The sequence below is a fragment of the Nitratireductor kimnyeongensis genome, assembly GCF_019891395.1.
Lineage (GTDB): Bacteria > Pseudomonadota > Alphaproteobacteria > Rhizobiales > Rhizobiaceae > Nitratireductor > Nitratireductor kimnyeongensis.
The window spans coordinates 2,812,247-2,837,815 of the sequence record NZ_CP078143.1 but is presented as its reverse complement, the minus strand read 5'-3'; the positions used below and the strand labels follow the sequence as shown (position 1 = coordinate 2,837,815).

Annotated in this window: 18 protein-coding genes; 4 read left to right on the top strand and 14 right to left on the bottom strand. The window is 58.0% G+C overall.

The features are described from left to right. Nucleotides 1–31 precede the first annotated feature (31 nt). The 3 genes from KW403_RS13530 to KW403_RS13520 all read right to left on the bottom strand — a co-directional run bounded on the left by KW403_RS13530 (nt 32) and on the right by KW403_RS13520 (nt 3,596). Entirely contained in the window at nt 32–1,834 is a 1,803-nt protein-coding gene (locus tag KW403_RS13530) for a thiamine pyrophosphate-binding protein (protein WP_223019990.1), read from the bottom strand. Continuing rightward, on the bottom strand, nt 1,834–2,577 hold the full coding sequence (locus tag KW403_RS13525) for a class II aldolase/adducin family protein (RefSeq protein ID WP_246637785.1): 744 nt from the start codon (nt 2,575–2,577) through the stop codon (nt 1,834–1,836). Before KW403_RS13525 ends, KW403_RS13530 begins: the two co-directional genes overlap by 1 nt. A 221-nt stretch (nt 2,578–2,798) precedes the next feature. After that, nucleotides 2,799–3,596, bottom strand: a complete 798-nt coding sequence (locus KW403_RS13520) for an IclR family transcriptional regulator (protein WP_223019989.1) — start codon at nt 3,594–3,596, stop codon at nt 2,799–2,801. 185 nt (nt 3,597–3,781) lie between these two features. Here KW403_RS13520 and KW403_RS13515 point away from each other — a divergent pair, with 185 nt between their 5' ends. After that, nucleotides 3,782–5,422 (top strand): FAD-dependent monooxygenase, encoded by a 1,641-nt coding sequence (locus tag KW403_RS13515; RefSeq protein WP_246637784.1) that lies wholly within the window; start codon nt 3,782–3,784, stop codon nt 5,420–5,422. An 87-nt stretch (nt 5,423–5,509) separates the two neighbouring features. Here KW403_RS13515 and KW403_RS13510 read toward each other — a convergent pair whose 3' ends face one another. The 6 genes from KW403_RS13510 to KW403_RS13485 all read right to left on the bottom strand — a co-directional run bounded on the left by KW403_RS13510 (nt 5,510) and on the right by KW403_RS13485 (nt 12,929). Beyond that, on the bottom strand, nt 5,510–6,499 hold the full coding sequence (locus tag KW403_RS13510; RefSeq protein ID WP_223019987.1) for a PhnD/SsuA/transferrin family substrate-binding protein: 990 nt from the start codon (nt 6,497–6,499) through the stop codon (nt 5,510–5,512). A gap of 56 nt (nt 6,500–6,555) precedes the next feature. Beyond that, nucleotides 6,556–7,581, bottom strand: coding sequence for a Bug family tripartite tricarboxylate transporter substrate binding protein (locus KW403_RS13505; protein ID WP_223019986.1), 1,026 nt, complete (start codon nt 7,579–7,581; stop codon nt 6,556–6,558). A 424-nt stretch (nt 7,582–8,005) separates the two neighbouring features. Next, nucleotides 8,006–8,857 carry an NAD(P)-dependent oxidoreductase gene (locus tag KW403_RS13500; protein ID WP_223019985.1) on the bottom strand — a complete coding sequence of 284 codons (852 nt, stop codon included), beginning with the start codon at nt 8,855–8,857 and terminating at the stop codon, nt 8,006–8,008. Nucleotides 8,858–8,869: 12 nt separating this feature from the next. Further along, the gene (locus KW403_RS13495; RefSeq protein WP_223019984.1) at nt 8,870–10,621 is read right to left on the bottom strand and encodes a thiamine pyrophosphate-binding protein; all 1,752 of its coding nucleotides are present in this window, start codon (nt 10,619–10,621) and stop codon (nt 8,870–8,872) included. 396 nt (nt 10,622–11,017) lie between these two features. Then, on the bottom strand, nt 11,018–11,812 hold the full coding sequence (locus tag KW403_RS13490) for a GntR family transcriptional regulator (protein WP_223019983.1): 795 nt from the start codon (nt 11,810–11,812) through the stop codon (nt 11,018–11,020). After that, nucleotides 11,805–12,929 carry an alpha-D-ribose 1-methylphosphonate 5-triphosphate diphosphatase gene (locus tag KW403_RS13485; protein WP_223019982.1) on the bottom strand — a complete coding sequence of 375 codons (1,125 nt, stop codon included), beginning with the start codon at nt 12,927–12,929 and terminating at the stop codon, nt 11,805–11,807. The genes KW403_RS13490 and KW403_RS13485 overlap by 8 nt, the downstream gene beginning before the upstream one ends. Nucleotides 12,930–13,026: 97 nt before the next feature. Here KW403_RS13485 and KW403_RS13480 point away from each other — a divergent pair, with 97 nt between their 5' ends. The 3 genes from KW403_RS13480 (at nt 13,027) to phnE (ending at nt 15,512) form a co-directional block, all read left to right on the top strand. Next, nucleotides 13,027–13,878 (top strand): PhnD/SsuA/transferrin family substrate-binding protein, encoded by an 852-nt coding sequence (locus tag KW403_RS13480; protein ID WP_223019981.1) that lies wholly within the window; start codon nt 13,027–13,029, stop codon nt 13,876–13,878. Nucleotides 13,879–13,939: 61 nt separating this feature from the next. Continuing rightward, nucleotides 13,940–14,719, top strand: a complete 780-nt coding sequence (locus KW403_RS13475; protein WP_223019980.1) for a phosphonate ABC transporter ATP-binding protein — start codon at nt 13,940–13,942, stop codon at nt 14,717–14,719. Continuing rightward, entirely contained in the window at nt 14,712–15,512 is an 801-nt protein-coding gene (gene phnE, locus KW403_RS13470; protein WP_223019979.1) for a phosphonate ABC transporter, permease protein PhnE, read from the top strand. The genes KW403_RS13475 and phnE overlap by 8 nt, the downstream gene beginning before the upstream one ends. Nucleotides 15,513–15,619: 107 nt before the next feature. On the opposite strand, the gene KW403_RS13465 is transcribed toward phnE, so the two are convergent. From KW403_RS13465 to KW403_RS13445, 5 genes are all read right to left on the bottom strand, one after another. Next, a complete protein-coding gene (locus tag KW403_RS13465) occupies nt 15,620–16,048 on the bottom strand; it encodes a hypothetical protein (protein WP_223019978.1) in 429 nt (142 codons plus the stop codon). A 131-nt stretch (nt 16,049–16,179) separates the two neighbouring features. Beyond that, a complete protein-coding gene (locus KW403_RS13460; protein WP_223019977.1) occupies nt 16,180–17,838 on the bottom strand; it encodes a hypothetical protein in 1,659 nt (552 codons plus the stop codon). Nucleotides 17,839–17,895: 57 nt separating this feature from the next. Further along, nucleotides 17,896–18,897 (bottom strand): hypothetical protein, encoded by a 1,002-nt coding sequence (locus tag KW403_RS13455; protein WP_223019976.1) that lies wholly within the window; start codon nt 18,895–18,897, stop codon nt 17,896–17,898. A gap of 223 nt (nt 18,898–19,120) precedes the next feature. Further along, on the bottom strand, nt 19,121–24,412 hold the full coding sequence (locus KW403_RS13450) for a DUF4852 domain-containing protein (RefSeq protein ID WP_223019975.1): 5,292 nt from the start codon (nt 24,410–24,412) through the stop codon (nt 19,121–19,123). After that, complete coding sequence (locus tag KW403_RS13445) at nt 24,384–25,478, bottom strand: hypothetical protein (protein ID WP_223019974.1); 1,095 nt, start codon at nt 25,476–25,478, stop codon at nt 24,384–24,386. Before KW403_RS13445 ends, KW403_RS13450 begins: the two co-directional genes overlap by 29 nt. Between the last annotated feature and the right edge of the window lie 91 nt (nt 25,479–25,569).

Genomic DNA, 25,569 nt, shown 5'->3' with positions numbered 1-25,569 from the left:
CCTTATCTGGCAAAACCGCCTCCTCCGCGTTTCAGTTTTTGGCAGCACCCGTAAGCGCACTGACCAGGGTGGCCGGATAGCTGGCATCGGTGATCACCTCGACAACCGCTACTTTCCCCGCCTCGACCGCCGTGATGGCCTGCTTGATCGTGCTTTCGAGCTGTGCCTGTGTGGTGACCGGCCCGAACGCCATGCAGCCTTGTGCCCTGGCCATGTCCGCAAGGGCGATGTTCGGATCGCTCATCCGCATGCCGATCCATTTGTTGGAAACGTCGCGTCCCCGCATGCGCGCGACCTTCTCCTGATGAACCTCGTCATTGAAAAAGGATCGGTTGTTGGCGACGATCATCAGCAGCGGGACTTTGTAGTGCACCGCGGTCCAAAGCGCCGTCACCCCCATCAAGAAATCGCCGTCTCCGCAAATCGCTATGGGCAGGCGATCCCCGCCCATGTCCCGCAATGCAAGCGCTGCGCCCACCGCGTGGGCAGGACCTGCGCCCAGCCCCCCTCCGCCGTCTGAGCCGAGATAGTCGAGCGGATGGTCGAAGGGCCAGAAACTGCCGTCCCAGGAAAGGGTCACATGCGTTAGACAGGTCTTCTTTCCGCCCACCAGATGCCGAAGCGTCAAAGCCATCGCTTCAACTGTCAGCGCCCCCCCTTGATCCGTCGGCAGGTCCGGGATCTCCGGGCGGGCCGGAGCAGACCCGGTGGCGCGCTCCGCTGCACCGCTGACCATGGCGTCGGTGAACCGGTCCGGATCAACGCTGATCACCATATCGGCGGGTGGATGAGCCTGATGATCCATACTCCAGCCATTGTGGCTATGATGATCGAGCCCGACACGAACCACCTTGCATTCGGGCCCGGTTGAACCGAAGGCCGCGGTCAATGCCCCGTTCAAGTCCACCCAATCCAGAGCAATCACGAGATCGGCGTCCTTGAGAACCTCCAGTGTCGCTGCACCATTTCGTCCACGCAGATCGCCGGCATAAGCCTGGTGACTGGTTGGAAACGCTGCGGCGACCTTGAGATCGGAGATCACCCTGGCTCCCATGGCTTCCACCAGGGCCACACGCCTCTGCCAGCTCACCTCGTCGCGGGAGACGCGTCCAGCCAGAACCACCGGGCGCCGTGCCGTCCTGATCAATGCCCAGACCTCCGAAACCGTTTCGTGGTCAATACCCGACCGGGCAACACTGAGGTATCGACCGGCATCGATAGCCGGCAACTCGGCATCGATCGTGCTTTCCTGCATTTCCGCATCGAGATTGATATAGACCGGCCCCATGGGGGCGTTCAGCGATAGCCAAGCACCGCGCAGGACGGCTTCCCGCGCGGCGGCGGCCGAAGCGGGCTGGGCGTCCCATTTCACGTAGTTGCGAACCAGCCCGCCCTGATCTGCAGCGGTATGGATCCAGTCAATCCATGGGCGGCGTTTGCTGGCATCAACAGGGCCGGTGGCTCCGAGCACCACCACAGGCATACGGTCACACCATGCGTTGAAGATCGCCATGGTCGCATGCATCAGACCGACATTTGAATGCACGGCGGCAGCCATGGGCCGCCCGGTGACCTTCGCATATCCGTGGGCGAGGCCCACGGCACTTTCCTCATGAAGACAAAGCAGGATCTGCGGTGCTCTGTTGCCGAGAAAATTGACCAGGCTGTCGTGAAGTCCGCGGAAACTGGCTCCCGGGTTGAGTGCGACATAAGCAATACCCGCTTCCCGCAGGGTGTAAGCCACAACATCGGACCCGTACTGCGTCGTCTCGGCAGCGTCCCCTGAGGGACGTTCGATGTCGGCGGGCTGCTTCACGGGGATCAGGGCAACCATCAGCCCTCACCACCCGGTTGGCATGGCTCGACCCCGGCTTGACGGCACCAGTACTCCCAGGCCCTGTCATAGCCCTCACCAGGTTTGGCATCCGCCAGACGGGACTGGATAATCTCCACCTCTCCCTCAGTCAGGAAGGTGATCGGCCCGAGACCTGACGCAGCGATCTGAAGGCTGGCATTCACCTCGAGATAGACGGCCGTATACACCGCTTCGCGGATCGACGCGCCCACCACGGTGGAACCATGCCCCCGCATCAGGGCGCTGTTTCCCTCGCCCATGACGGAAGCGAAGTCCCGCCCCATCGCCTCATTCGCAATCAGGAGATTGGTATCTCCAAAGCTGGTCTGAGCGTCCCAAACGGGTACGGCATGACCGATGGTCGCACAGCTATGAACCACAGGACGCAATTGGGCCGGTGTCACGGTAAAGGGGATGACACTGCGTGAGTGACTGTGAATGACGCAATGAACATCTGCCCGCTCCGCGTACAGTGCGCCATGAATGAACCGCTCCAGAAATGGTTTGCGGGTATCACCGTGCATCGGCGTTCCGTCGAGCGCGAACTCCATGATATCCTCGCGCTCAACGAGCTGAGGCGCACGCGCACACGAGAGCAGATATGCGTTCGGATTGTCAGGATTGCGCACGCTGATGTGACCGAACGCATCGCACACGCCTTGGGAAGCCAATATCCGATTGGCCGCGACCATGTCGCTCAAAAGATCCTTAAATGTCGACACGGCTGTCCTCCTCCCGAAAATCCGTCCGTCCGGAACGTGATCGTCGCAAAGGCTAAGGTTTCCCAGCCGGAAAAGTCAACAAAATTATGCCAATAATCCTATAATATGCGAAATTGTAAGTTTTCTAACCAATGGTACACCTCGCAAAATGCGGTTCAGCCAGATGCGCTACACCCATGCGAATCGCACCAAGAGACGGAGAATGCAGCCACTGGCCACTTCTACTCGAGAGATTTGGAGATGATACGCGAGCAGAAGACCACGCGTTCGGCGATCGCTTCTTCGCGCTCGGCAGGCATGTTCGTTTCCGACAGGGTCAGGCTCAGACTTCCGATAATTTCTTTCTTGCCATCAAAAATCGGCGCAGCGATACCAGTGACCCCTTTTGTGACCTGCCCCGTGGTTCTGGTCCACCCGCGCTGCCTGATGCTCTTGAGCGTTTCGCGCACCTCCGTCAGCGTATTCCCCAGGCCGGCCAGTGCAAATTCATCCGACTGCTCATCATACAGCTTCGTCAGCTGATACGTCGAGAAATGGGCCAGCACTGCAAGTGAAGCTGCGCCCTGCAACAACGGACGCGCTCGACCGCGCTCATATGTGGACCGGAACTGATCCGTGCTGGTTTCCTGATGAATGCACAATACTTTCTGCTTGTATCGTCGACATAGAAGACTGACGCCCGAATAGCCGAGAACAAGCTCGTTCATCACCGGGCGCGCCACATGTATCAATGGATCGGTGGCAACGATCTGGTAGTCGAGTTCGATGACCCGCGGGCCAAGCGAATAACCCCGCCCTGGAAAAGTCGTCAGAAACCCAGCATCGGTCAGGGTCTTCAGATAGCGATAGAGCGTCGAACGGGAAAAACCCAACTGGGCATGCATCTCGTCAAAACTCCACTCCGGACGCTCCAAATCAAACAGATCGAGGACACTGAGCATTCGTTCGTGACTAAGCATAATCGGCACCATCCCAAAGTTCGGGGACAGCTCTGCACAACGCGGCCCTGATGCGGGCATCGATCCCCTGCCACTCTTATAGCCCGACTTCGAAATGCGCATCAATCACGAGCCGATTGTGCACGATGCGGAAACACCTGCGATTTTTCAATGCAATGTTTAATCCCATAAAATGAGATTTTTATTGACTGCTATACCCTCGGCGGCTAATTACCGGGAAACGGATGATCGGGATGAGTAAAACCATGAAGACCGAAGTACTTATCGTTGGCGCAGGCCCCGTTGGATTGACCTTGGCCATTGACCTTGGCCAACAAGGGATCGACTGCATACTCATCGAGAAAAAGGCGGCGCCGGAATTTCTTCCGAAGATGGAGCGCTGCAACGCGCGCACCATGGAAATCTATCGACGACTGGGTATCTCCGACCAGATTCGCAAGGCCGGCCTTGATGGCGACGTCCCCATGGATGTGTTCGTCATCACCAACATGACAGAACCGCCGCTGCTGCGATTGGAATACGACTCCGTCAACAAGGCCATGGCCGAGATCAAGGCCAGTGAAGACACTTCGCAACCGGCCGAGCCATACCAACTCGTCTCCCAATACACACTGGAACCGCTTCTCAAATCGGTGGCTGAAACCCTTCCCTCGGTCAAGGTGCTGTATGGCACGGCGTTTGAATCTTTCGTCCAGGACCAGTCAGGCGTGACAACCACTGTGCTTGCCTCGGACGGCACACGCTCCACCATCCATTCCAGCTACATGGCTGGCTGTGACGGGGGATCCAGTCAGGTTCGCAAGGCGCTCGACATCTCCCTGCGCGGCGAAGGAAATATTCTCAAGCTGCGGCAGGCGCTTTATCGGTGCGATGAGCTGTTTGACCGGATCCCTCTCTCAGAAGGCCCCGGCCATGGACGGCATTATCATGTGGCCGACGATCAGGCCTCTTTCCTGATCATGCAGGACTCGACGAGACACTGGACATTGCATGCGGTCGTCGAGGACGACGCGGCAATGGCACGACAGTTTGAAAAGATCGTCGGCGAACCAGTCAACTACGAAATGCTCTATGTCGGCGAGTGGAAACAGAACCTGCTTCTGGCCGACCGATATGGCGAGGGCCGCGTCTTTCTGGCTGGGGATGCTGCACATTTGGTCATCCCGACGGGCGGGCTTGGCATGAACACGGGTGTGGGCGATGCCATCGATCTGTCCTGGAAGCTTGCCGCAACCCTGAGGGGCTGGGGCGGCCCCAGACTTCTGGAATCCTATGAGATCGAGCGTCGTCAGATCGGCGACCGCAACATCGGTGCGTCACGCTATGCGTCCCAGGGGAGACGCAAATGGCGCGCGCAGTGGGCGCCGGGCTTCAACGACGAGACTCCCGAAGGCGCAGCACTGCGCCGAAACCTCGCCAATATCGCGGATATCGAACAACGCAAAACCAATGAGATGATTGGCGCCGAACTCGGCTATCGCTATGTGGACAGCCCTCTAATCTGGGATGAGCCTGGCGGGCCTGAGCATCTGTTCCGGACCTATGAAGCCTCAGCCTGGACAGGCACCCGGCTACCCCACATATGGGTGCAACCAGATGTTTCCGTGAATGACCTGATTGGCCGGACCTATGCCGTGATCAGGATGGGTTCCGGCACCGATGCAGTGGACGCCATTGTGGACGCCTTCCGCCAGATCGGAGCCCCCATCACGGTTATTGACCTTCCAGATGAGCGTTATCGCAAACTGTATGGCAATTCCTACTTTCTTGTCCGGCCTGACCTCCACATTGCGTGGCGCAGCGACGCACTGCCTTCAGATCCGACCAAACTGGCTGCTCTTGCAACGGGCTATTCCGTCGACAGGATGGCACGCTTCCACGCCTGAAGGTTTTCGGCACAGTGAAAAAAGCCCGGCGTTGATAGCGCCGGGCTTTTGCCATTCTGATTGTGGAAGGACCGGGGTTCGGATCTGTCAATATCGCGAGGCGTCGCCGCGCCCGCGCCCCTCGTCCAGGGGCAGAAAGAGATCTTCCGCCTTCATCATTCTGCGGCTGAGACCCTGTTCGAACGAGTATCGTGCCAATGTTTCTATGTTGGTGCGGTTCTGCGCATCCAACCCGTAGACCCAGGGATCCTTGCCAAGAATGGCTTCCTGTTCTTCCCAAGCTTCGCGATACCATGCCAGCGGCACGATGCGTGGATTTTGCATGCGCTGCATTGCCATTCGCCGAGATGCGTCGAAAGCCTTGTAGAGATTGATGGCCACCCAGGGATGGCGCTCCACGATCTCACGCTTGAGGGCCGTCACATGCATGATCGGGAAAATTCCCGTTCGCTTGAAATACGCGACTTCCTCGGCCTCGTGATCGTTAAACAATCGGCCGACACGCGGATCGCGGGCTTGAATGGGCTTGATGATGTCTGGATGCAGCAACGCATCGATCTCGCCCTCGACGAGCATATCCTCTATGCTCTTGCCATCATCGATCTTGGAAAGCTTCACCCCGGCAGGCAGCGAAATATCCACATCCTCGTCGAGTTGCGAATACCAGTCTATCGACTGATGAGGGACACCGTAATGCTCCTCCAGAATTCCACGCAACCACAAGGTCGCCGTGACAATATAGGATTTCACACCGACCTTTCGGCCGATCAGATCCTTTGGCGTCCGTATGCCCGACGCGGTGTTGGTGAAGATGAACCCGTGCCGAAACCGTCGGTGGAGGAACACGGGAATGGCCTCAAGGTCCTGCCCTGCTGCCTTCGCCGCGATATAGCCCGAAGCCGATACTTCTGCGACATCAAACTCCCTGTTGCGCAAAAACCGCCAGTGGCGCGTGGTCGAATCCATATTCGTCACGAAGGTGAGATCGATACCGTCCGCCTTCACCAGGCCCTCACGCAACGGTCTGATGATCTCATAATCACCGCAAGCCAGGGTGAGATGTAAATTCTTGGACATTCGCTAACTCTCAAACGATGTCCCGGCTCCACCGGATTGCGGAGCCGGGTGCTGGTTCAGGGCGTCAGGATTTCCTTGACCCGCGCAGCGAGCGCCTCGGTTGTGTTGGCATACACATCCTCGACGATGGACTGGATCTTCTCACCATTCAGATAATTGAGCTCAAGACCAGCTTGTTCTGCCTCCTTGACGAAGGCAGGATCAGACAAGGTCGCTTCAAACGCATCGCGCAGCAGGCGAACACGTTCCTCCGGCACCTCCGGTGGAGCGACATAAGGCCTCCCGAGCGCCTGCCGGGCCAGAATGAGATTGACCAGCGCCTTGTCTTCCGGGCTTTCGATCAAGCTGGAAAGCGTCGGAACGTCGGGGAGATCCGGATGCGCAGCACTGCCCATTTGCACCAGAACCTTGATGCGCCCGTTATCCAGCCATTCCTTTTGCGACGCCACGACGCTTGACCACGACCATCCGCAGCGGCCTTCCACCTCACCGTTCTCCATTGCGAGGTTGATGGCCCCGCCGCCGCCATATCCGCTGACGATCTCGATTTTGGTACCAATCACCTCATTCATGATACGGGCAAATTGCTCTCCATCGGCCGTGGGCCCGTCACCCCCCATAACCATGCCATCGGTCATGAGATCTTCAAGATTGCTGACACCGGAATCAGCCCATGCCACACATACGCTGACTTCGTCATTGGCACTGCCGATCCAGTTGAACTTGGTCGCGTCGAACTGAACGGATCCGTCGTCCTGACCGGTCAGCGCAAAGAATGGAACCGCACGGCTGATCGTGGCGATGGCAGTGCCGTCCTTCGGTGCCACATTGTAAAGCCAGTTTGTAAGCAGCATGGAGCCGGCACCCTCCATATTCATGGGGATGACACTAGGCTCGCCAGGCAGATGTTTGCCCAGATGGTTTGCAATCAGTCGAGCATAGAGATCATAGCCCCCGCCCGGTCCGAACCCGACATAGAGCTTTACCTCCTCACCCGCGAAGGTTTCCTCCTGTGAGAAAGCCGGCGCTGCCACCGCCCCGATCGTCAGGGAGAGTGCAACTGAACATAGAAATGATTTCAACGGAATTTCTCCTCCTCCTTGAATGGCTCTACGGCCAATGCATTTTCAATATATATTAATCCTATAATATGGGATAGTCCTGCAAAAATAACTTTCGCCCTCGCTCGTGGATTTCCAAGATTTCCGCGTTGATTTCATCATAAATATCTGAAATTATTTATATTTTAAATCCACCGACAGGATTCGGAAAGGAACTCTTAGAAAAACTGTCTTTTTCATATTGCAGGAAAATTGTATTAGCGTCGACATGCGCCGACCACGATCCGCGGTGGCAAGCGCGATATGGGCGAGCTTTATGTCGACAGGGCCTGCTCACACGGCGCTTGACCGGCCACCGACCAGCCAAGGCACGCCATGGGTCAAAATGTACCGGGTTACACACGGGCATCGCGGCAGGTTTTGGTCATGTTCGCCTGCCTCAAGCTCACGTCCGGCCCTTCCGCGTCGAGGGCATGGGGATGCCGTTGCGGATCTTGTACCCCTTGATGACTTCCGAGACCGTCCCTGCAAGAGGCAGGCTTATACGAGCATGATCGGCCTCATCGAGGGCAATGCGCATGTCCTTTTCCGACCACGGCATCGGTTTTTCTTCGGCTCGCGTCGTGAGCGACCAGTTCTGAGCACTCGACAGACAGAGCGCTTCACGCACTCTCTGTGGATCCACACCCATTTTTTCTACCAGACGGAGCGCTTCGTCATTGGCCGACATGCAGGCCCAAAGGATCATGTTGTTGGCCATTTTAGCTACCTGCCCGGCACCAAACCCGCCAAGATGGAAGATGTCGCTGGCAAAGGTCTCGAACGCAGGGCGCCACTTTTCGAACAAAGCCGTATCGCCGCCCCCGAAAAGCAGAACGTCCCCGGTCTCCAACGCCGCTTCGCCGCGCGCTGAAGGCAGATCAATCAATCCGACGCCGCTCGCCGCAAGTCGCTGTTCCAGTTCCCACGCGTAGCTGGGTGATATGGTCGATCCGATCGCTATATCGACCTCACCCTGTGCGCCCGCCAGAATACCGTCATCAGAAAACAGGACAGTCTCGACCTCGCTGTCGAACCCCACAACAATGAGGACGAGATCGGCGGCCCGCCCCACCGCTGCTGGCCCATCGAGTACGGTGATCCCGACTTTGCCGGCCTCGGAGCGTGCTGCCTCGACCGGATCGCATCCGACGACCGAATATCCCGCCGCAAGGAGATGCCTGCCGACGGGACGCCCCATCTTCCCCAACCCGACAATGCCAATGGTTGCCTGCTTCCCAGGGATCGCTTGTTTCATTGTCGTCCAGCCCTAGCGATGCTGCGTGATGATATCGACAAGTGCGGGCCTGCCGGCCTTTACCTCGGCAAGCGCACGACGAATTGCCGGAGCGACTTCATCAGGATCGTCGATTGGTCCCTCACCATACATTCCCATGGAGCGCGCCAACGCACCAAAATCCGGATCTGGCCCGAACAGGTCCATGCCGATATGGGCCCTGGTTTCGTCGGTATTGCGGTCACGGGCCACGGCAATCTGATGGTCCCAATCATTGTAGTATGCGCGATTGTTGAACATCACGATCAGAATGGGGATCTCGTATTTTGCGGCAACCCACAGGGCCCCCGCATCGAACATTAGGTCGCCATCGGGTTGAATGTCGACGACGATCCGCCCTGTTCCCTTGTGAGCCAACGCCACACCAAGGGAAATGCCGATCTGCGTTGCCGTGCCCAGATCTGTTCCGGGGTGCTGATGCGGCTTGTCGAAGGTCCAGGTCTTTCGCGCCCACTCTTTCAGGGTGTGGCCGGAAAGTACCCAGTCTTCATCCTTGATCGCATCCCAGATTTCCAACGACAGGCGACCAAGGCTGACAGGAGAGGCATCCCAGTTTTCCCTGGCCTTGTCCTGCCATTCGCTCCAAAGCTGAAGCTGACGCTTCCCCTGCGCCTCCTTGCGCGCGGCAATGCGCGCCTGCGCGTCCGGGTCACGCGCAATGCGCTCCGCACATAGACGCGTCAATTCAGGTATCCCCAAGATCGTGTCGCCCAAAGCACGAATTGAGCAATGCTGCATCCGCCCGTAGTCGAACGACCACTTCGATATGCCCACCTCGGCAATGCCAATTTCAACCCACTCGCAATTGTCGGGAGCGAGCGGACGCACCACGCGTTCCGTCATCACATATTCGCAGGTCTCCTTCTCCCAGTCGCGCATATCGAGCCCGACGATGAGATCTGCATTCCGGAACACGGATTTGTCGTAACTGGCATTCAGCGGATGACGATTGGGGAAGTTCAAGGCGCTTTTCGCGTCCCAGACCGGCGCGCCCACAGTTTCAGCGAGTTCGATCATGTTTTCAAAGCCGCCCTTCTGACGCCCGACATACTGGGCAATCAGAACGGGATGCTCGGCAGCCACCAGCTTGTCGGCGATGGCTTCAAGCGCGCGCGGGTCAGGCATCATCGGCGTCGGCGTCCGGGCAGCGTCCGGCGGCGGAAGAGGAACAGGGCCCGTCAGCTCTTCTTCCTGCATGGCCGCGTCATAGCACATGTAGATCGGCCCCTGGGGCTGGGTCGTCATGATCGAATAGGCGCGTGCAAAGGATTCCGGCACCCCCTCGATCGCGGTGGGTTGATAGTCCCACTTGGTATACAGACGAACGGCATCGCCCTGAACAAGGGCAGTGTGTGTCCAGTCGATCATAGGGCGGCGTTCACCTTCGTGCATCGGACCGGTCGCGCCCATGATGAAGATCGGTACCCTGTCGATGAACGCGTAGTAGATCGCCATATTGGAATGCAGCAGACCAACGAGATTGTGAAGGATAACCGCCATCGGCTCGTTCGTTGCCTTGGCATAACCATGCGCGATCTGAACAGCAGTCTCCTCATGCTGGCAAAGCATCATCGGAGGCTCATTGTTTCCATAGTTGATCAAAGAATCGTGCAAGCCCCTGAAGCTCGCTCCCGGATTCATGGTGATGAACGGAAAATCGTATCGCTTGATCAAGTCGACGATCACATCTGACTTGTACCCCTTGTATGCACCTTCAGCCGACATCCCATCCTCCGCTTGGTTTAGCCACGATCAAACGCAATACAAAGAAGCGCACGCCAAGTCAAAAAATAATCCCGCTTTATGAGATAATTTTTCACTTCATGCCTTGGATTAGCGGATCAAATCAATGAATTTCCAGACAAACCGGGATAGTAAGTTAAACCCTTTTTCTCGGAAAATGAGATTTTTTAAGGTTTTCGGCATCCTGGTTGCCCCGACCAATACACCTCGATGGTCAGTCTCAAGACACGTGCCCGCCGGCGCTCTTTACGCAAGCAACAAGGCCGCAACCCATTGCGGAAGCCGCGAAAACATACGGCTTTCGTGCCGCATCCAGCCCACCTGGCAAGCTGGTGAGCAATCGGTCTGCGCACCGCTGTGTGCTTCACACGGTCGCGATCAATCGGCAGCCGCAAACACCAGCTCCACGCTCGCCATGGGCCAACACCCGCGATTGAACTCGATCACCTGTCCTGAGACATCGCGATTGATCGAGGTGACATATTGCACCGGAGTCTGAGGTGAGATTTCAAGAATCTCCGCCTCTTCCTTGCTGGCAAATCCACCCATGACACGGGTCTCGGAGCGGCGATAGCTTTCGATCCCCGCGCTGCGGAAAACCGCACGAACCGAACCGCTTTCATGATAGCGGTTTTCAAAGTCAGGAAAGCGGAGGATTGGAAATTCCTTGCGCGAAACATAGATCGGCGCACCATCCAACTGCCGCAGGCGATGGAGCAATATCACCTGCTCATCAGGCGCAATCCCGAAGAGTTGTGCGGCCTCTGGACTTGCCTTGCCTCGCCCCAGCCAGAGGTTTTTTGAGGATATGCTTCCGCCATCGACGAGCAGCGATTCGGCAAACTGCATGTCGTTGCGGATCAAAAAGCGGCGCGGGCGCGGGCGCACAAAAATACCAACACCCTTACGCGCCTGCAGTAGCCCCTCGTTCTGGTGCAGTGCCAGCGCGCGCCGCATGGTGATCCTGTTCACACCGAAAAGATCGGCAAGATACACCTCTCCGGGCAAACGCGAGCCGGGGGGCACCACATCCTGCCGAATGGCATCTGCAAGCCGATCATAGATCTGCAGCCAGATCGGACGAACCGACCTTGGCGCATAAGCCTTGGCTGCGAGCGCTGCGAGCGCGGGGTTTTCTGCCTTGATCAGATCACCGGCCAACAAATCAGCCACGCTCGAAAACCTTTCTGCCTGCGACAAACACGGCGCGAATGTCGCGCGTCTTTTGATCGATGACAAGCAGATCGGCCCGCAGGCCCTGGGATATCCGACCCCGGTCGGTCAGCCCCACCGCTTCGGCCGGATGGGTCGACACGGTTTTCCAGGCATCTTCAAGAGGAAGAATGCCATCATCGGCCAGTCGGAACGCCGCGTGACGCTGGGCCGGATAATAATAATCGGAAGCCAGAATCGAGCAGTGGCCCGCGCGCACTGCTCCGCTCGCGCAAAGCGCGCCGTTGTGGCTGCCCCCCCGCAAGACATTGGGCGCCCCCATCACCACATGCTCGCCATCTGAGCGAGCCGCCTGGGCGGCCTGCGCGGTCACCGGGAATTCGGAGACGGTCACGCCATGCGCGCGCGCCTCGACCCTGTCTTCAGGGGTTTCCTCGTCATGTGCAAAGATCGCAACATGCAGGTTGCGCGCATTTTTGCAGATCCGGTCGATCGCGCCCGGCACCTCGCCGCGCCGCGCCCATACATCGTCAATGAGCTGTTTGACCCGCCGGGAAGGAACGCCCATCCGCGTGGCCATCCGCTCGAGCTTTGGAGCCCCCGTCTCCAACACACGGTTGGCGGTCGTATGATCATTGATCGAAAGGATATCTCCTCCACCGCTCTGCAGCCAGGTCAGGATCTCGTCCACGTGATCGACAGCGAATGTTTCCCAACGAATGTTCAGGCGCGTATCAGCATCAAGGTTCGGCGCATGGGTGCGGTGTGCGGATACAAGTTCGCGCGCGCAGTCGATGCCACGCAGGCCCGGCTCCCATGAGACGGTGAGGCCGTGAAATGCGGTTGTTATTCCATTGGCCAGAAGCTGTGCCCCGACCTCTGCAAAGGCAACGGCAGACGGAAACCGGACCCCCGGTCGCGGCTCGATGATCCTCTCGAATGCATCGCCATGGACATCGATGATCCCCGGCAGCACCCAGGTTCCGGATGCATCGTAGGATCGTGTATGCGCTCCTCCTTCCGCTTGGATGAGGCCGCCCCCCAAAATCAGGCGCTCCTGTGCAAACCCGTCCTCGGTCAGGACCTCGCCACCGGAGATCGTCCATTCGTCTGTCATGTTGGATACCGCTCTGTTCGTCACGAAAGTGTTATGGGGATCCTCTATGAACGCGGTGTGTGACATCCCTGTGTATACAGCAATCTTTGGAGAGAAGATGATCCGCTCACTTGCCACCGCCGTCGCCCTGGTGTTCGCCGGGGCCGTTCAGGCAGAACCCCTCAAATTCGCGGTAACCGACATCGAGGGTCTGGAAGCACTCCAGCAGGAGTTTGCGCCCTTCGAAGAGGCTCTCGAGGCTGCCTCCGGACAAGACATCAAATTGCTGCCGGTCAGTTCACGAACCGCTGCCGTCGAGGCCTTGAAGCAGGGTCAGGTGGATCTGGTGCTGACCGGGCCGGCCGAATATGTCGTCATTGACGGGCTGACGGATGCCGAGATCGTCACGGCATGGCAGCGCCCGAATTACTATGCCCAGATCGTTGTCATGTCTTCTGGCCCCATCAAGACCGTTGAGGACCTCAAGGGCAAGACGGTCACATTCGGGTCCGTCGGGTCCACATCCCAGCACCTCGGGCCGGCACAGGTCCTGGCGGATTTCGGCCTGGCTTATGGTTCGGACTATAAGCCCCAGATCATCTCCCGCAACGTGGCGGCCGAAGCCATGATACGCGGCGATGTTCAAGCCATCGGGATGAACGAGGGACATCTTTCCTCCATCCGCGAAGCCTTTCCCGACAAGTCCTTCACGGTCGTGGCGCGTGGACGCGACCTTCCCAATGATGTTCTGGTGGCGCGCAAGGATGCCGACCCTGAAGCGATCGCCGCAATCAAGAAGGCGTTTGTGGAGCAGTCCGACAAGCTGATGGCGGCCGTCCTCAAAGGCGACGACAATCAGAAATACAAGGGTGGCTTCTTCCTTAACGAGGTCAGCGACAGCGACTACGACTACGTCCGATCCATGTATGCCACGATCGGCGTCGACAGCAATGCCTTCGTCGGCGAGTGAAGCCCTCCTCGAGCGCCCCGTGCAGGAGCCCCAACCGGGTGCTGCACGGGTGCGCCCCCCAATGCCAGAGGCTTCGTCTCAGTGCGATGGGAGCTCGGTGGTCGTCGATGCCCAGAGACTGCGCAAGTCCTACGACAACCGCCTCGAGGTTCTCAAGGGCGTGGACCTTAAGATCACCTCGGGCGAACGCGTGGCGCTGATTGGCGCAAATGGCTGCGGCAAATCCACCCTTCTGCGGTGTCTGATCGGGCTCCACGACATTTCAGATGGCTCCCTTGCAACAATGGGTCACACTCTGACGGCCGGACGAAACCCGGCAGCGCGGCGCCAGGTCCGACTTCAAACCGGGTTTGTTTTCCAAAAACACTGCCTTGTCCGTCGAAGAACAGTTCTGTCGAATGTGGTCCATGGCTTTTTTGGCGACGCCGGAAGCTGGCGTGCCCATGCGCATGGACTGGCTCCCGCCGCCTGGCGCAAGCGCGCCATGGAGGCGCTGGAGGAGGTTCGTCTTTCCGACCGTGCACTAAGCCGCGCCGACACGCTCTCTGGCGGGCAACAGCAGCGTGTCGCCATTGCACGTGCTCTGGTGCGCCGTCCACGCCTTCTGATTGCCGACGAGCCGGCTGCAAGCCTTGATCCATTGTCCGGACAAAACGTGATGGAGCTGTTCACCCGGCTTTGCACAGATCACGGTATCACGCTGCTTTTCACCTCACACGACATGGAGCATGCGCTCACCTATGCGAGCCGGGTGGTGGCTCTGCGGAATGGACGCATTCTCTTCGACAAGACCAGCGACACGGTTTCGCCAAGCGATCTGAAAGACACATTCGATGGCTGAAAGCAGACATGTGGTTCCAAGCCGTCTCTCAGGGATCACGGCCCTCCATTTTGTAATTCTCGTCACACTCGCAGCGGTAATTCTTGGTTCCATGGGGCAGGTTGCGCCCTCGCCCGGACAGCTCGCCGCCGGCGCGCCGGGTATGGTCAATCTTGTGGGCCGCATGATGCCGCCAAACCTGGAACCGGATTTCCTCTGGCGGATTGCCGTGCGCATTCTGGAGACATTTCAGATCGCTCTCGTTGGTGCGGCAATCGGTATTGCCATCAGCCTGCCTGTCGGCTGGCTTGCAGCCCGCGGCGTTTCTCCGCTCGGACGGGGCCACTACGTCTTCAAAATGCTGACCTCGCTGCTGCGCACCGTGCCCGATCTCGTCTGGGCGCTTTTGTTCGTTGCAACGGTCGGGCTTGGCGCCGTCGCCGGAACGATGACAATCGTCGTTGACACGATCGGGTTCTGCGGCAGGTTCTTTGCGGAGGCCATGGAGGATGCGGAGAAGGAGCCTCAGGAGGCGCTGGCGGCGATCGGGGCGGGACGCAGTGCCATTCTTCTTGGCGCCGTGTTGCCCGATATCGCGCCCTCGCTGACCAATTCGGCGCTCTTTGCGCTCGAAAAGGCCGTTCGCTCTTCCGTCGTTCTCGGGCTGGTCGGGGCGGGCGGGATTGGCCAGGAACTCAAGGTCGCGTTCGATCTTTTTCAGTATCGCAACGCCTCGACGATCATTCTGGTGATCTTCGCGATTGTGCTCGCAATGGAATTCATCACCGACCGTCTGCGCGCCCGCATCCAGTAAGATCAAATGGCGATGAGCCTCTGCTGCTGCCGAGGATCGCGGTGAGATCCTCGGCGGCCGCCCATTACTCCCACTCGATCGTCAATAGGCTTGAGTTCGCTTTGCAATTATTGGGCTTTCCGCATGCTCTCCAAGTCCATACCAACTGCGATACCATCAAGCCAAGGGCGGCTGGATTCGCGGATTCCATATACCTCGAACATCTTGCGACAGAGAGATATCGATAGGATTGAGCCGGGGTAGCTCCAGCCGTGCTGAGCCAGCCACGCAACCGGATCATGAAACACCGGCTCCGCTGTTCCGCCCAATTCAATTACCGCCTCGCAATGATCTCTGAGATCGCCGGCTGTCCATTTGCCGAGCTGAAACCTGCTGATGTATCTGACCACGTCTTCCGGCGTTTCGAGGTCCGGATAATAGTAGCCCAAATCCTTATCGCCTTTGATCCGATCCATCGTATCGGCGCAGACAAGGAGAAACCGCTTACCATCGGCCTTCGCTTTTTCGATCCGGATTTCAACGTCAATCATAATCATCTTTGCCCGCCAAGTTTGCCAATGATTCGAAGCTGTTGAAGAAATAAAGCTATGCTCGAACCTGATGATGGTTCGAGACAGGTCGAGAGATTCCTGTACAGATCGCTCACCGGATTGCGCAGACCGTTCGTTCAGCGGATTCCCGCCAGTTCAAAGAGTCTATTATAAAGCAGCCTGTACTCTGCCGAAAAGCAGGACTGACGGTCCACGAGCGATCGTAGCTGCGGAATGACACCGAAATCCTTCATGGCCACTTCCCATTTATTCATGATCGCGGAGCCAAGCTTGGGGTCGAAATAAAGGGTCTTGGTGCCCAGTTCCGACTTTGCCTGGGACAGGATCGCGCCGTAACTGTCCTTGCGTGTCGTTATCAGAAAGCGTTCCACGTCGAAGGACGTACGGCCATATGGCCAACAGGCAGTTGCTGACGGACCGTAGATCTGGCGCAGGCCATTGAGCGCCTTTTTGCCCCGTGTCATCGCCGATGCCGACATATCTGGAGAGAGTGAAAGCGACACGTTCAAGATCGCGATCAGCGACGCTCGCTCCTGCTCGTCGAACTTGTCGAAATTGCCTGCAAAAAGAAGAGCGAATACCGGATTGTATAAGATCGGGCCATCGGACCCGAAGACCTTGTCGGCATCGACCGGATCGAACGGGTTGGTAACCGCAAAATCAGTGGCATAGGCTTCCAGTTTTGTTGCCGCGCCCGGTGACAGCAGAACTTCGAAATGGTCACCGTCGCGCTCGACCATGGCAAGCGCGCTCTGCCGATGCTGGCAAAGGGTCGTGTAGATTTTGCCGATCAGCAGGTCTTCATATCCGCTGACGTGGACCAGCCGGTCGCCGACCTGCAAACCGGCTCTATTGTCCAGCTCCGAGTGTATCGCGGTGATTGTCGGATCCTTGAGGCCGGCAAACTCCAACCCCATCCCCTTGCGGACATTGTCGAACAACGCTTCCGGTGAATCGGTCTTGCGGCAAAGATACTCGAACTTCTCGGACGGGATGTCGGCGACACTGGCCGATGGGGACGTGTCGCCATCGCCATCAATGTTCGCCATGAATGCCGCGGCCCAGCTTTGAGCATGCGCAATCACGGAATCGCTGTCGAGGAGCACCCGTTGCATATAATAGTTGGTCTGCACGTTATAGGGGATCGAGACTACATCGCGATCGCCCGAAGCTAGAACGATATTGATCGTTTTGGGAAAACCGGTGACGCAGGCATGTCTGAAAATCCCGATCACAATGTCAGCGGCATACTGCGCCACATGCTTCTCCGGAGAGCCTGCGCGTTCGTTCATATCCGTTGGATAGGAGATCCTGACGGTCTCTTCGTGCCGGCAGATCGGCGCTTTCAGATATTTGGTCGTCGACGCTCCACCCTTTAAACGTCCTCGTGAGTAGGGATAGTCTGAAAAGACACCGGCCTGTGACTGCGCCTCAACGAGGCCTTCATGGAATTGACGCACGATGTCGGTAGGATTCATATATTTATACCTACCTTTGTCATGCTTCCTGAGTTTATCCAGAATGCACCTGTGAATAATCGAATCTTCAAAGTCTTCCTTATTTCCAATGGTGGACTGCGTCGGGCATCCTATTGCATCTGCGGCGGCGATTAATTTGTCGCGCGGGAGCATCTTGCTGGCGGCAAGAGATTGGATGGGCAACATGGATAAAATCAAAGAGATAGATATCCAGACACCTTTGGAAAATAGCTGTTCAAACCTGCTATTTTCACGCTTCCTGTTGAGTAATTTTAATGTTTCTCGCGAAAATGCCATAATAGATTTCCTGTATTGATCAGGTGCCACGCCCGTACGGATTGCTCAGACAGTCCGTCATTGCATGTATTTTGGCCCGAGACCTCGGATATCGACCGAGCCGCGGGTCTGGTGAACGAAGCCGTCATGGTCGATCACCTCCCCGGTAATATAGCCGAGCCCGTGAAACTCCTGGCCGTCCGCGCCGACGAGATATCCGACATAGTCCGATATCTTCCAGTGCGTCTCCTTCCAGTCGTGGGGATGCGCGCCGGCCAGGACGGTGGTTTCAACCGACAATTCTCCGGAGCCGGACAATGTGCCGTCGGCGGAAATGTGCAGTTCAAATGTTCCCGTTCCTTTGCTCATCGAGCCATCGGGGGATTTGAATGCGAACCTGGTGACAGGCGCTGTCAGGTCTCCGCTCGCTTCGAGGTAGACGATGGGAGTCTTGCCGCCGCGCTTTTTCTGCAGGTGTCGGTACTCGGACTGCCAATGGTCATCGGGCTGCAAGGACACTTGAAAGCTGCCCTCGGCGATGTCCGCTGCGGTCGCTCGATCCCTGAACAAGAAGCCGGTGACGCTCAGGTGGTTCGCGTTTTCGTAGCGCTGCGAGGGACGGAAATGGGGGCTTAGATGCTGGAAGGAAACGGATTCCTGGATCGAGGTCTTGTCGCCGGACTCGTAGGCTCCCGCACTCACGCTTACCCGCTCATGGCTTTGCGTATCGGGGACGATGACGTGGTAGTATTCGTAGTCGCCCCCTTCCACCAAGGTCAGACCTGACACCGGTTCGGCGGAGATCAGTTCGCCACTTTCCCGGTCGAAGCAGATGTCCGTCAGTTCGGTCTTCGGCCATTCTCCTATGAACCCGTAGCGGATCGCGGCAAGCCCCCGCTCGTGGGGGCAGTCCTCCAGGGCGTAGTGAACGAAACCGTCCGTTTCGGTCCTCAGAAGCGGGGAATGGGGATCGGGTTCTAAAACCGTTTCCGCAACCGCCGGGCTAGAAAACATAAGAGCGCTTGCGACTAAGGCGGCCACGGCGCGGCCGAAGCGCTCGAACTGGGAATATCTGGACATTCGACACACTCTCCGACTTGCAAGATGTGCTGACGGGCCTCTCCAGTCTGCCACCCTGGCGTGAACAAAAATCAGAAGCGCCCGTGCCTGAAAGCTGGCCTTGGCGAGGGCTGCGAGACGGGTCAGCGGAAGCAGCCATAAAGGAGCAGGTTTCCCCTGCCTCCCTCCAACACCGCCCGCATCGCGGGCGGCGTCCCATTCTTGGCGACAACCCCAACCGGCATCAGAACTTGATGCCGGTCTTTTCGCCTTCGGCGGCGGCTTCACCGCCGAAGCTGGCGCCCTCCTGGATCATGACTTCACTCTGGATCAGGTGTTTGTAGAGTGTTTGCGGATCATGCAGGCGGAAGATCAGGCGATCCCGTTCGGTGTCATTCGCATCAAGGGTCAGCGTCACCCCGGAAGGACATTTTGATCTCATTTCCAGAACGTTTCGCTCCGCTTCAAACGGTGCCGGTTGCCCCCGATACGTTCTGGATTTCCATTCCGTCGCCGCGCCATTCTCATCGCGCCACGCCAGCAAATGCGCATGGGAACCGTAGGAGGCAACACATTTGGAATCAGCGTTGTCCACGTCGAACCATGCCTGGCTGCGCTGATCGGTAACGTCGGCCGGCCCATATTTCTCCCGCGCCTGGGCAAATATCTGGGCGGGAGAGACCGTTCCCTTGTCGAGGTCGACCAGACGAACCGCGCCAACAATCACCTTCTCGGCGGAGGGTGGTTCATCGTGAATGACGATCACCTCACGGCCGTCCTTCGATTCATAGGCGACACCCGAAGAGAACGGGTCGATGTTCCCTGCCGCAGCACGGACCGACCATTTGCGGTCGGCGATGAAAACGCGCCCGACATCCATGTGGTCGCGGATGATCCTGTCGGCCTCATCGAAGGACATTCCAAGGCGCAGCCCGATGACATCCTTGCCATAGGGCTCACTGGGCGGAGCCACCGTCATGCGCTCCAGGGGTTCCAGTAGAGAAGCGTCGGGACCCGATGGCATGTCCACCAACGGGATGTTGGCGACGACCTTACCGGTTTCGCGTTCCACCAGTTCCATCGACACTGCGCGGAGATCAAAGAAATTGGTTTCCACCAGTTCGGGAGCGAAATTGCCGAGCGTATCGTGGCGCTCCAGCAATTCCTGCGCCGCTATGAAATCGTCCACCTTCATCAACGCCTTGGCAAAGGGAGAGGGCCGCGCCTGCGTGCTGCGCTCGACCCCGGCGACCTGTACGGTGAGCTTTGGATACGTCCTCACCCTGCTCTTCCGAGCGGCAATTTCCGGTCGAATATCGGCAGCCTTGTCGAAGACATAGACATCATCGAGCGCGAAGACCGTTTCGCCGAAGATTCCGGACCTGATCGCCTCCTCGAATGCGCGACAATAGTCATCGCGTGAGCTGGGGATTGTTGTTGCACACTCCACCCGTGCCCCGACAGTGCCATGATATGGCAATGCACGAACACTGGTGCCCTTGCCGCGCCACGCGGCGGGCAACGTCTCGGTACGCCCGATATAAAGAACATCGCTCGGCAGTTCAGAAGCCTGACGAATATATTCGCAGGCATTCTCGAGCATTTTCAGCTTGTGCTCGGGAAAGTTGTTCTGAATCTGAGCCATGCGAATGGCCGTATCGCACTGCATCAATGCACTGTGCAGGCTGTTCGGATTGGCCAGTGTGCTGCCGAACCCCGCAATCCCCGGCACATCGGTCTGGATCCTGCGCGGCTCAAGGTAAAACGATTGCGGAAGATTGGCGGCGCGGGCCTTCGACCAGTCGCGGAAGGCCGGGAGCATGGCATCCAGCGCGTCTCCCTCCGGTTTCGCCTGACCGATCTCGAAGAAACGGCCCCAGGGAAGTTGCGAACTGATGTCACGTTTCTTTTTCTCCGCCTCCCAGCGCGCAAGAAGCATCCGTTTGAAATCGGCATCCGTCACAGTGTCCGGCAGATGCCGCAGGATCAGGAGATCACTCGTCTCGGCATCGAGCGGCAGGGTCTCGGGTGTCGGAACCGATGGTAAATCGCCATCGTCGGCAGCGCTGCCGCTGTCCTGCCGGTCGTCGAATGCGATCATGCGTTCCTCGCCCTGATCGAGAAACATGACCCGCTTCATTGCGACCTTCAGAACAACCGCCTTGACCGCGTCCGAACCCTCGTTCTCCTCAACGATAATCGGCGCCTCTTCCAGTTCCAGGACGATATGGCCGCGAAGCTCTCCTTCGTCTCTTGGCACGTTGCCCATCACGCCGCTCCTGACACGGTTATTTGATGCCGGCTCGTTCAATCCACTCTCAAACCTCAGCGGGGCGTTGGGATTGGCCTTGTTCAACTTCAGTGAAAGAACGACAGGACTCGTACCGCGCTGCGTTAACTGCACATTGCCGCCGCCGAGCGCGATGCGACCCGGCTCGATGGCATGGGGCGTACCCGCCAGAAGGTCGGCAAGGCGATCTGGGTGATTTGGGCCGCGATTGCGCCAGTTTCCGAACTGAGACATGTTCTGCTCGAGCGCAAGCGCAATCAGGTCGACCGGTCTTTCGGGTTCGATGGTTTTCGTGCCGTCCTGCGCCTGTCTTACCCCTGTGCTCACAGGCAGTATGATTTCCTTGCTCACACCCGCCTGGCGACGCCCGTCGAGAAATGCGCGGTAAAGGCGAATGTCGTCGCTATTGGGTTTGCGCCTTGGCTCTGCAAGCTCGGGGCGCAGGATCTTGTTGGCCGGCAGGTTTCCAAGTCCCCATTCGGCCATATCCATATTCTCGAGGGTGACGCGTGACCGCATCAGCGGTTCCACGAGAGTCTGCGAATTGAGGAGATCGGGAAATGCATCCGACACGGCGGAGACAAGATATTCCGGGCCGTAAAGGGTGGCCGGAGTGCTTCGCCCACCTTCCCTGACCGCCTCGACTTCCCCGTCTTCCAGCTTGTCTGGAACGACGCTGTAGAAGACGTCGCCAAGCATTTTATCGCCAAAGCCGAAATCGATCCGTTCCGCCTTGTGCAACAGTTCGATGGTGAACGGACCCTTGTCCACCTCAAGCTGACGAATGTCCGTCAGTTCGCCGAACACGGCCATATTGACCACACGGTAGCGATCGTTGCGGGATTTGGCGATCTCTTCTATGAGGCGTTTGGCGGCCTGAGGCTCCATCGGTATGAACTTCGGATATTCCATGATATCCGTATTGAACCGTGAAGCTCCCGCAATTTCGGCGAGTCTGGAAGCCGAAGGATTATTGAACCTCTGAATTCCCTTAACGGGAAACCCGCCATTCTCGAAATCGTATTCCTCAAGGGTCACTCGATAGATCCGCACAACGGGAAGCGGCAGCTGAAGTTCGGATGCGGCGATCTTGGCGCGCAGTGCCGTTCGGATTTCCTGCAAAGCCGGGCCGCGCGTGAACTCATCCAACTTGTCCCTTTCGTGGAGCATCCGCTTCGCGTGAAAAGCTGCTGCGCCTCCACGGCCACCCTGCATACGAAGTATGTTGGGGGATATCTTGTCGAACTCGGCAAACAAGGGGAATGGCAGTCCCAATTTGGCTTCGATCGCAGATTTTTCTGTCTCGGACAGGAAACTGTGGGCCACCGCGATTGCATAGGCATCGTCGTCGTCCTGGGACCGGCCCGGCAGATCGGGCTCGATCAGTTGCGGTAGCGCAATCGGCAGATTGACGGTTGACCATGGTAGCCAGGGCAGGCTTGCGGCGTGCGCGTCAGTCTGCCTTTCCGGAAGGATGGCATACCCGTCGAGCGTCTCGAACTTATAGTCGGGAGTGATTTGGCTGGGAACCAGACCTGCGTTCGCATCGATCGTCACCGGTCGCTCGGCAAGATTTTCCTTTGCGATTTCGCTCTCGGATTTCGGCGCGGTTTCAGCAGCCGCGCTGGGCACTCCGGAAGCCGCAACCCCCTTGCACTCGCCAAGTGCCGCGCTGGAACCCCTCAGCGAGAATTGCGCTTCGGGTCCGCTGCGAGCGCGGACAGTGACAGAACTGCCGGCCTTGAGGGTCTCGACCAGCGTCTCGAAATGCTGCGCGCTCACCACCGCTGATGGGTCGCCGACGAAGACTGCATTGTCGCGGCTCAGCATAAGCGGGACGATGCCTGGGTGGGCGTCCTCGAAACGCAACTCCACCAGGGTGCCGGCCTTTATGGGCGTGTCGCCGATCTGTAGCGTGATCGAGCTTCCCCGTGTGCCCGCACCCTCAACCCCGCAGGTCAGGGTCAGACTGTCCCCTGCGCTGTTCACGATGCCGGCCGTGTGGAAACCCTGACCACGCGTGGACGTCCAGCCTGCATCCTTGCTGGCCTGGGGCTGCGCGACGGTTTCGGCGGTATTGCTTGGAGCCTTGTCGATCTGCGCGCGCGCGGCCCGGTAGTCGCAATAGGAAAGGGTATCGCAGGAAAGATCTTTGGCATATCGTGTTGCCTGCCCATCAATCTCGACGATAAAAGCCGAAGCAGCCAACCACCAGCCACCGTTTCCGACACCTGGCTTATAGGCATCGCACTGCTTGCCTAGATAAACCTTCGAACGATCCGGCAGGCTGAGGACGGCGCCGTTGTCATTGCAGGCGACCGAGATGTTCGCAGGTTCATTATATGCCGTAGCCCCCGGAGCGCTTGCGGCTCTCCTGGCTTCGACGGCCCGCACATCCAGAATCTCGGTTCCCGCCACATGCGGGTTTTCTCCGCGTGTCGCAACCTCCAGATATTGATCATCGTCGTTGTAGAAATAAAACTTGCACGGCGTGTCGCCGACGGGCGAACACGTGTCGACCTCGGTGTAACCCCGATCGAATATTTCGCGCGTAAAGTACACCAGATTGCCCGGGTCGAAATTCTCCAAAGGCCACCAGCGATGTTCCCGAAGAACGGACCGTGCCTTCCCATAGGGCATGTTCATCACATCGGGCACCGAAACATCGTCCTGCCTGGACGAAGCGGCGGCAAAGCCATTCGACGATCCTTGCCCGCCGGCCCCGTAGAGAACGCTTTGAATCTTTCTGGAAAGGAAGAACCCGTTGCCGTCGCGATTGGTGCATTTCAGACCCTGTTTGGAGGACTCGCAGGTGAAACCGCCAAACTCTCCCGTCACACCATAATCTGCCTTGCTGTGCCCGTCCCTGCTCGTGCTTGTCGGCGTGCACAGGACCTCGACCGGACCATGTTCGCGCATCGTGAACGTATGGCCCCAATCGGAAGTGCAGCCGCTGGGGGGCGGCAAGGCGAAGGAGCCGGAGCGCTCGATGATCGTGCAGGTGATGTCCGACTGGACGCCTGCGCCCTGTCCAACCGTGCACTGGATGTTTTCCGAAGGGGTCTCAAAGGTCCATACATCCGCCCGTGCAGGCACTATCGAAGCCGCCAGGACGAGGCCGGCCAAAAGCATGCATGCCTTGCGGCGCGGATTGGTGTAATTCAACTGTTCCATAGTAATTTGTCCCCAATACATTGGCTGGCTCGTGCCCATCGCTTCATTCACCGTCGAGTTCGCTGCCATCATCCCAAAGCTCTGCGATTCGCCGGCTATAGCCGGTGATTTCGATGCTCGCGTGAACCGGATTGACGAATCCGTCCTGATCGACGGTCTGTCCGTCGGCGATGCCGACCGCCCTGAACTGCTCCCCTCCGTCGCCAACCATGTGTCCGACAAGTTTCCTGATCTCCCAGGTCGTCGTTTTCCAGTCGTGCGGTCTGATGCCGGCAAGACGGGCATTCTCAACGGTAAGCGTCCCGCTCCCCGAGATTTCGCCCTTGTCGTTGACCGTCAGAAAAAGTTTTCCAGCGCCCTCCTTCCCCGTATTCGATGTGTTTCGCAGATTGACGACCCCCTTTGATCCATCGAAACGAAGCACGCCCTCGAACGATAGATAGGGGACCTCCCGGTCACGATATTTCTCGTCTCTACCCCTGAGATGATCCCATTGATCGCTTCCACCTACATAGACTTTGAAATCTGAAGGCTCGATATCAGGGCTTGGCTGGGTATCGAAGATGTAACCGTGAAGTCGAACATCTCCGTCTAGTTGCGTACCGGTATGGTTCCAGTTCAACAGTTCTGACGCCAGTCGCTGGTAGTCGAAATCCACGCTACCTGCTCGATAGCCTCCGTTGCCTGACGCTTGCTCATAATTCGTCACGCTAGCGCGCCACCGCGGGAAATCGGGCACAAGTACCTCATATTGGTCCCACTGTTCGTCCTGCTGAACGAGTGTCAGGCGATCCTCTGGTTCGGACGCCCAGAGGCGCCCACCTTTCCGATCGAAGCAGATATCGGTGATCTGCGATTCAGGCGGCCGATAAGGACTATGCTTTCTGAAACTGTAGGAAGCCACGGCAACGCCACGCTCATAATCGCAGCGCTCCAACCGGTGATGGACCACACCATTCTCCTCGGTGCGGATCGTCTGCATCTGCGCCATGGCGGCCCCGAAAGACAGCAAAGGCTGCGCAAAGACCGCCACCAGAACCAACTGTGCAGCCGGCACGCAAATGCGCAGCCCTTTCCGCGCAGCGCTCCCGATCAGGAAAACGCGAATGGTACGGCAAAGCCGTTCAAGAAAGACCATGGTGCCCGCCCACCAGAATTATTGTCGCCCGACGCTCTTTGAGAGCAGGTCAAGCCAAGCATAACCGAAAGCACGAATCCAGACTTTCGCC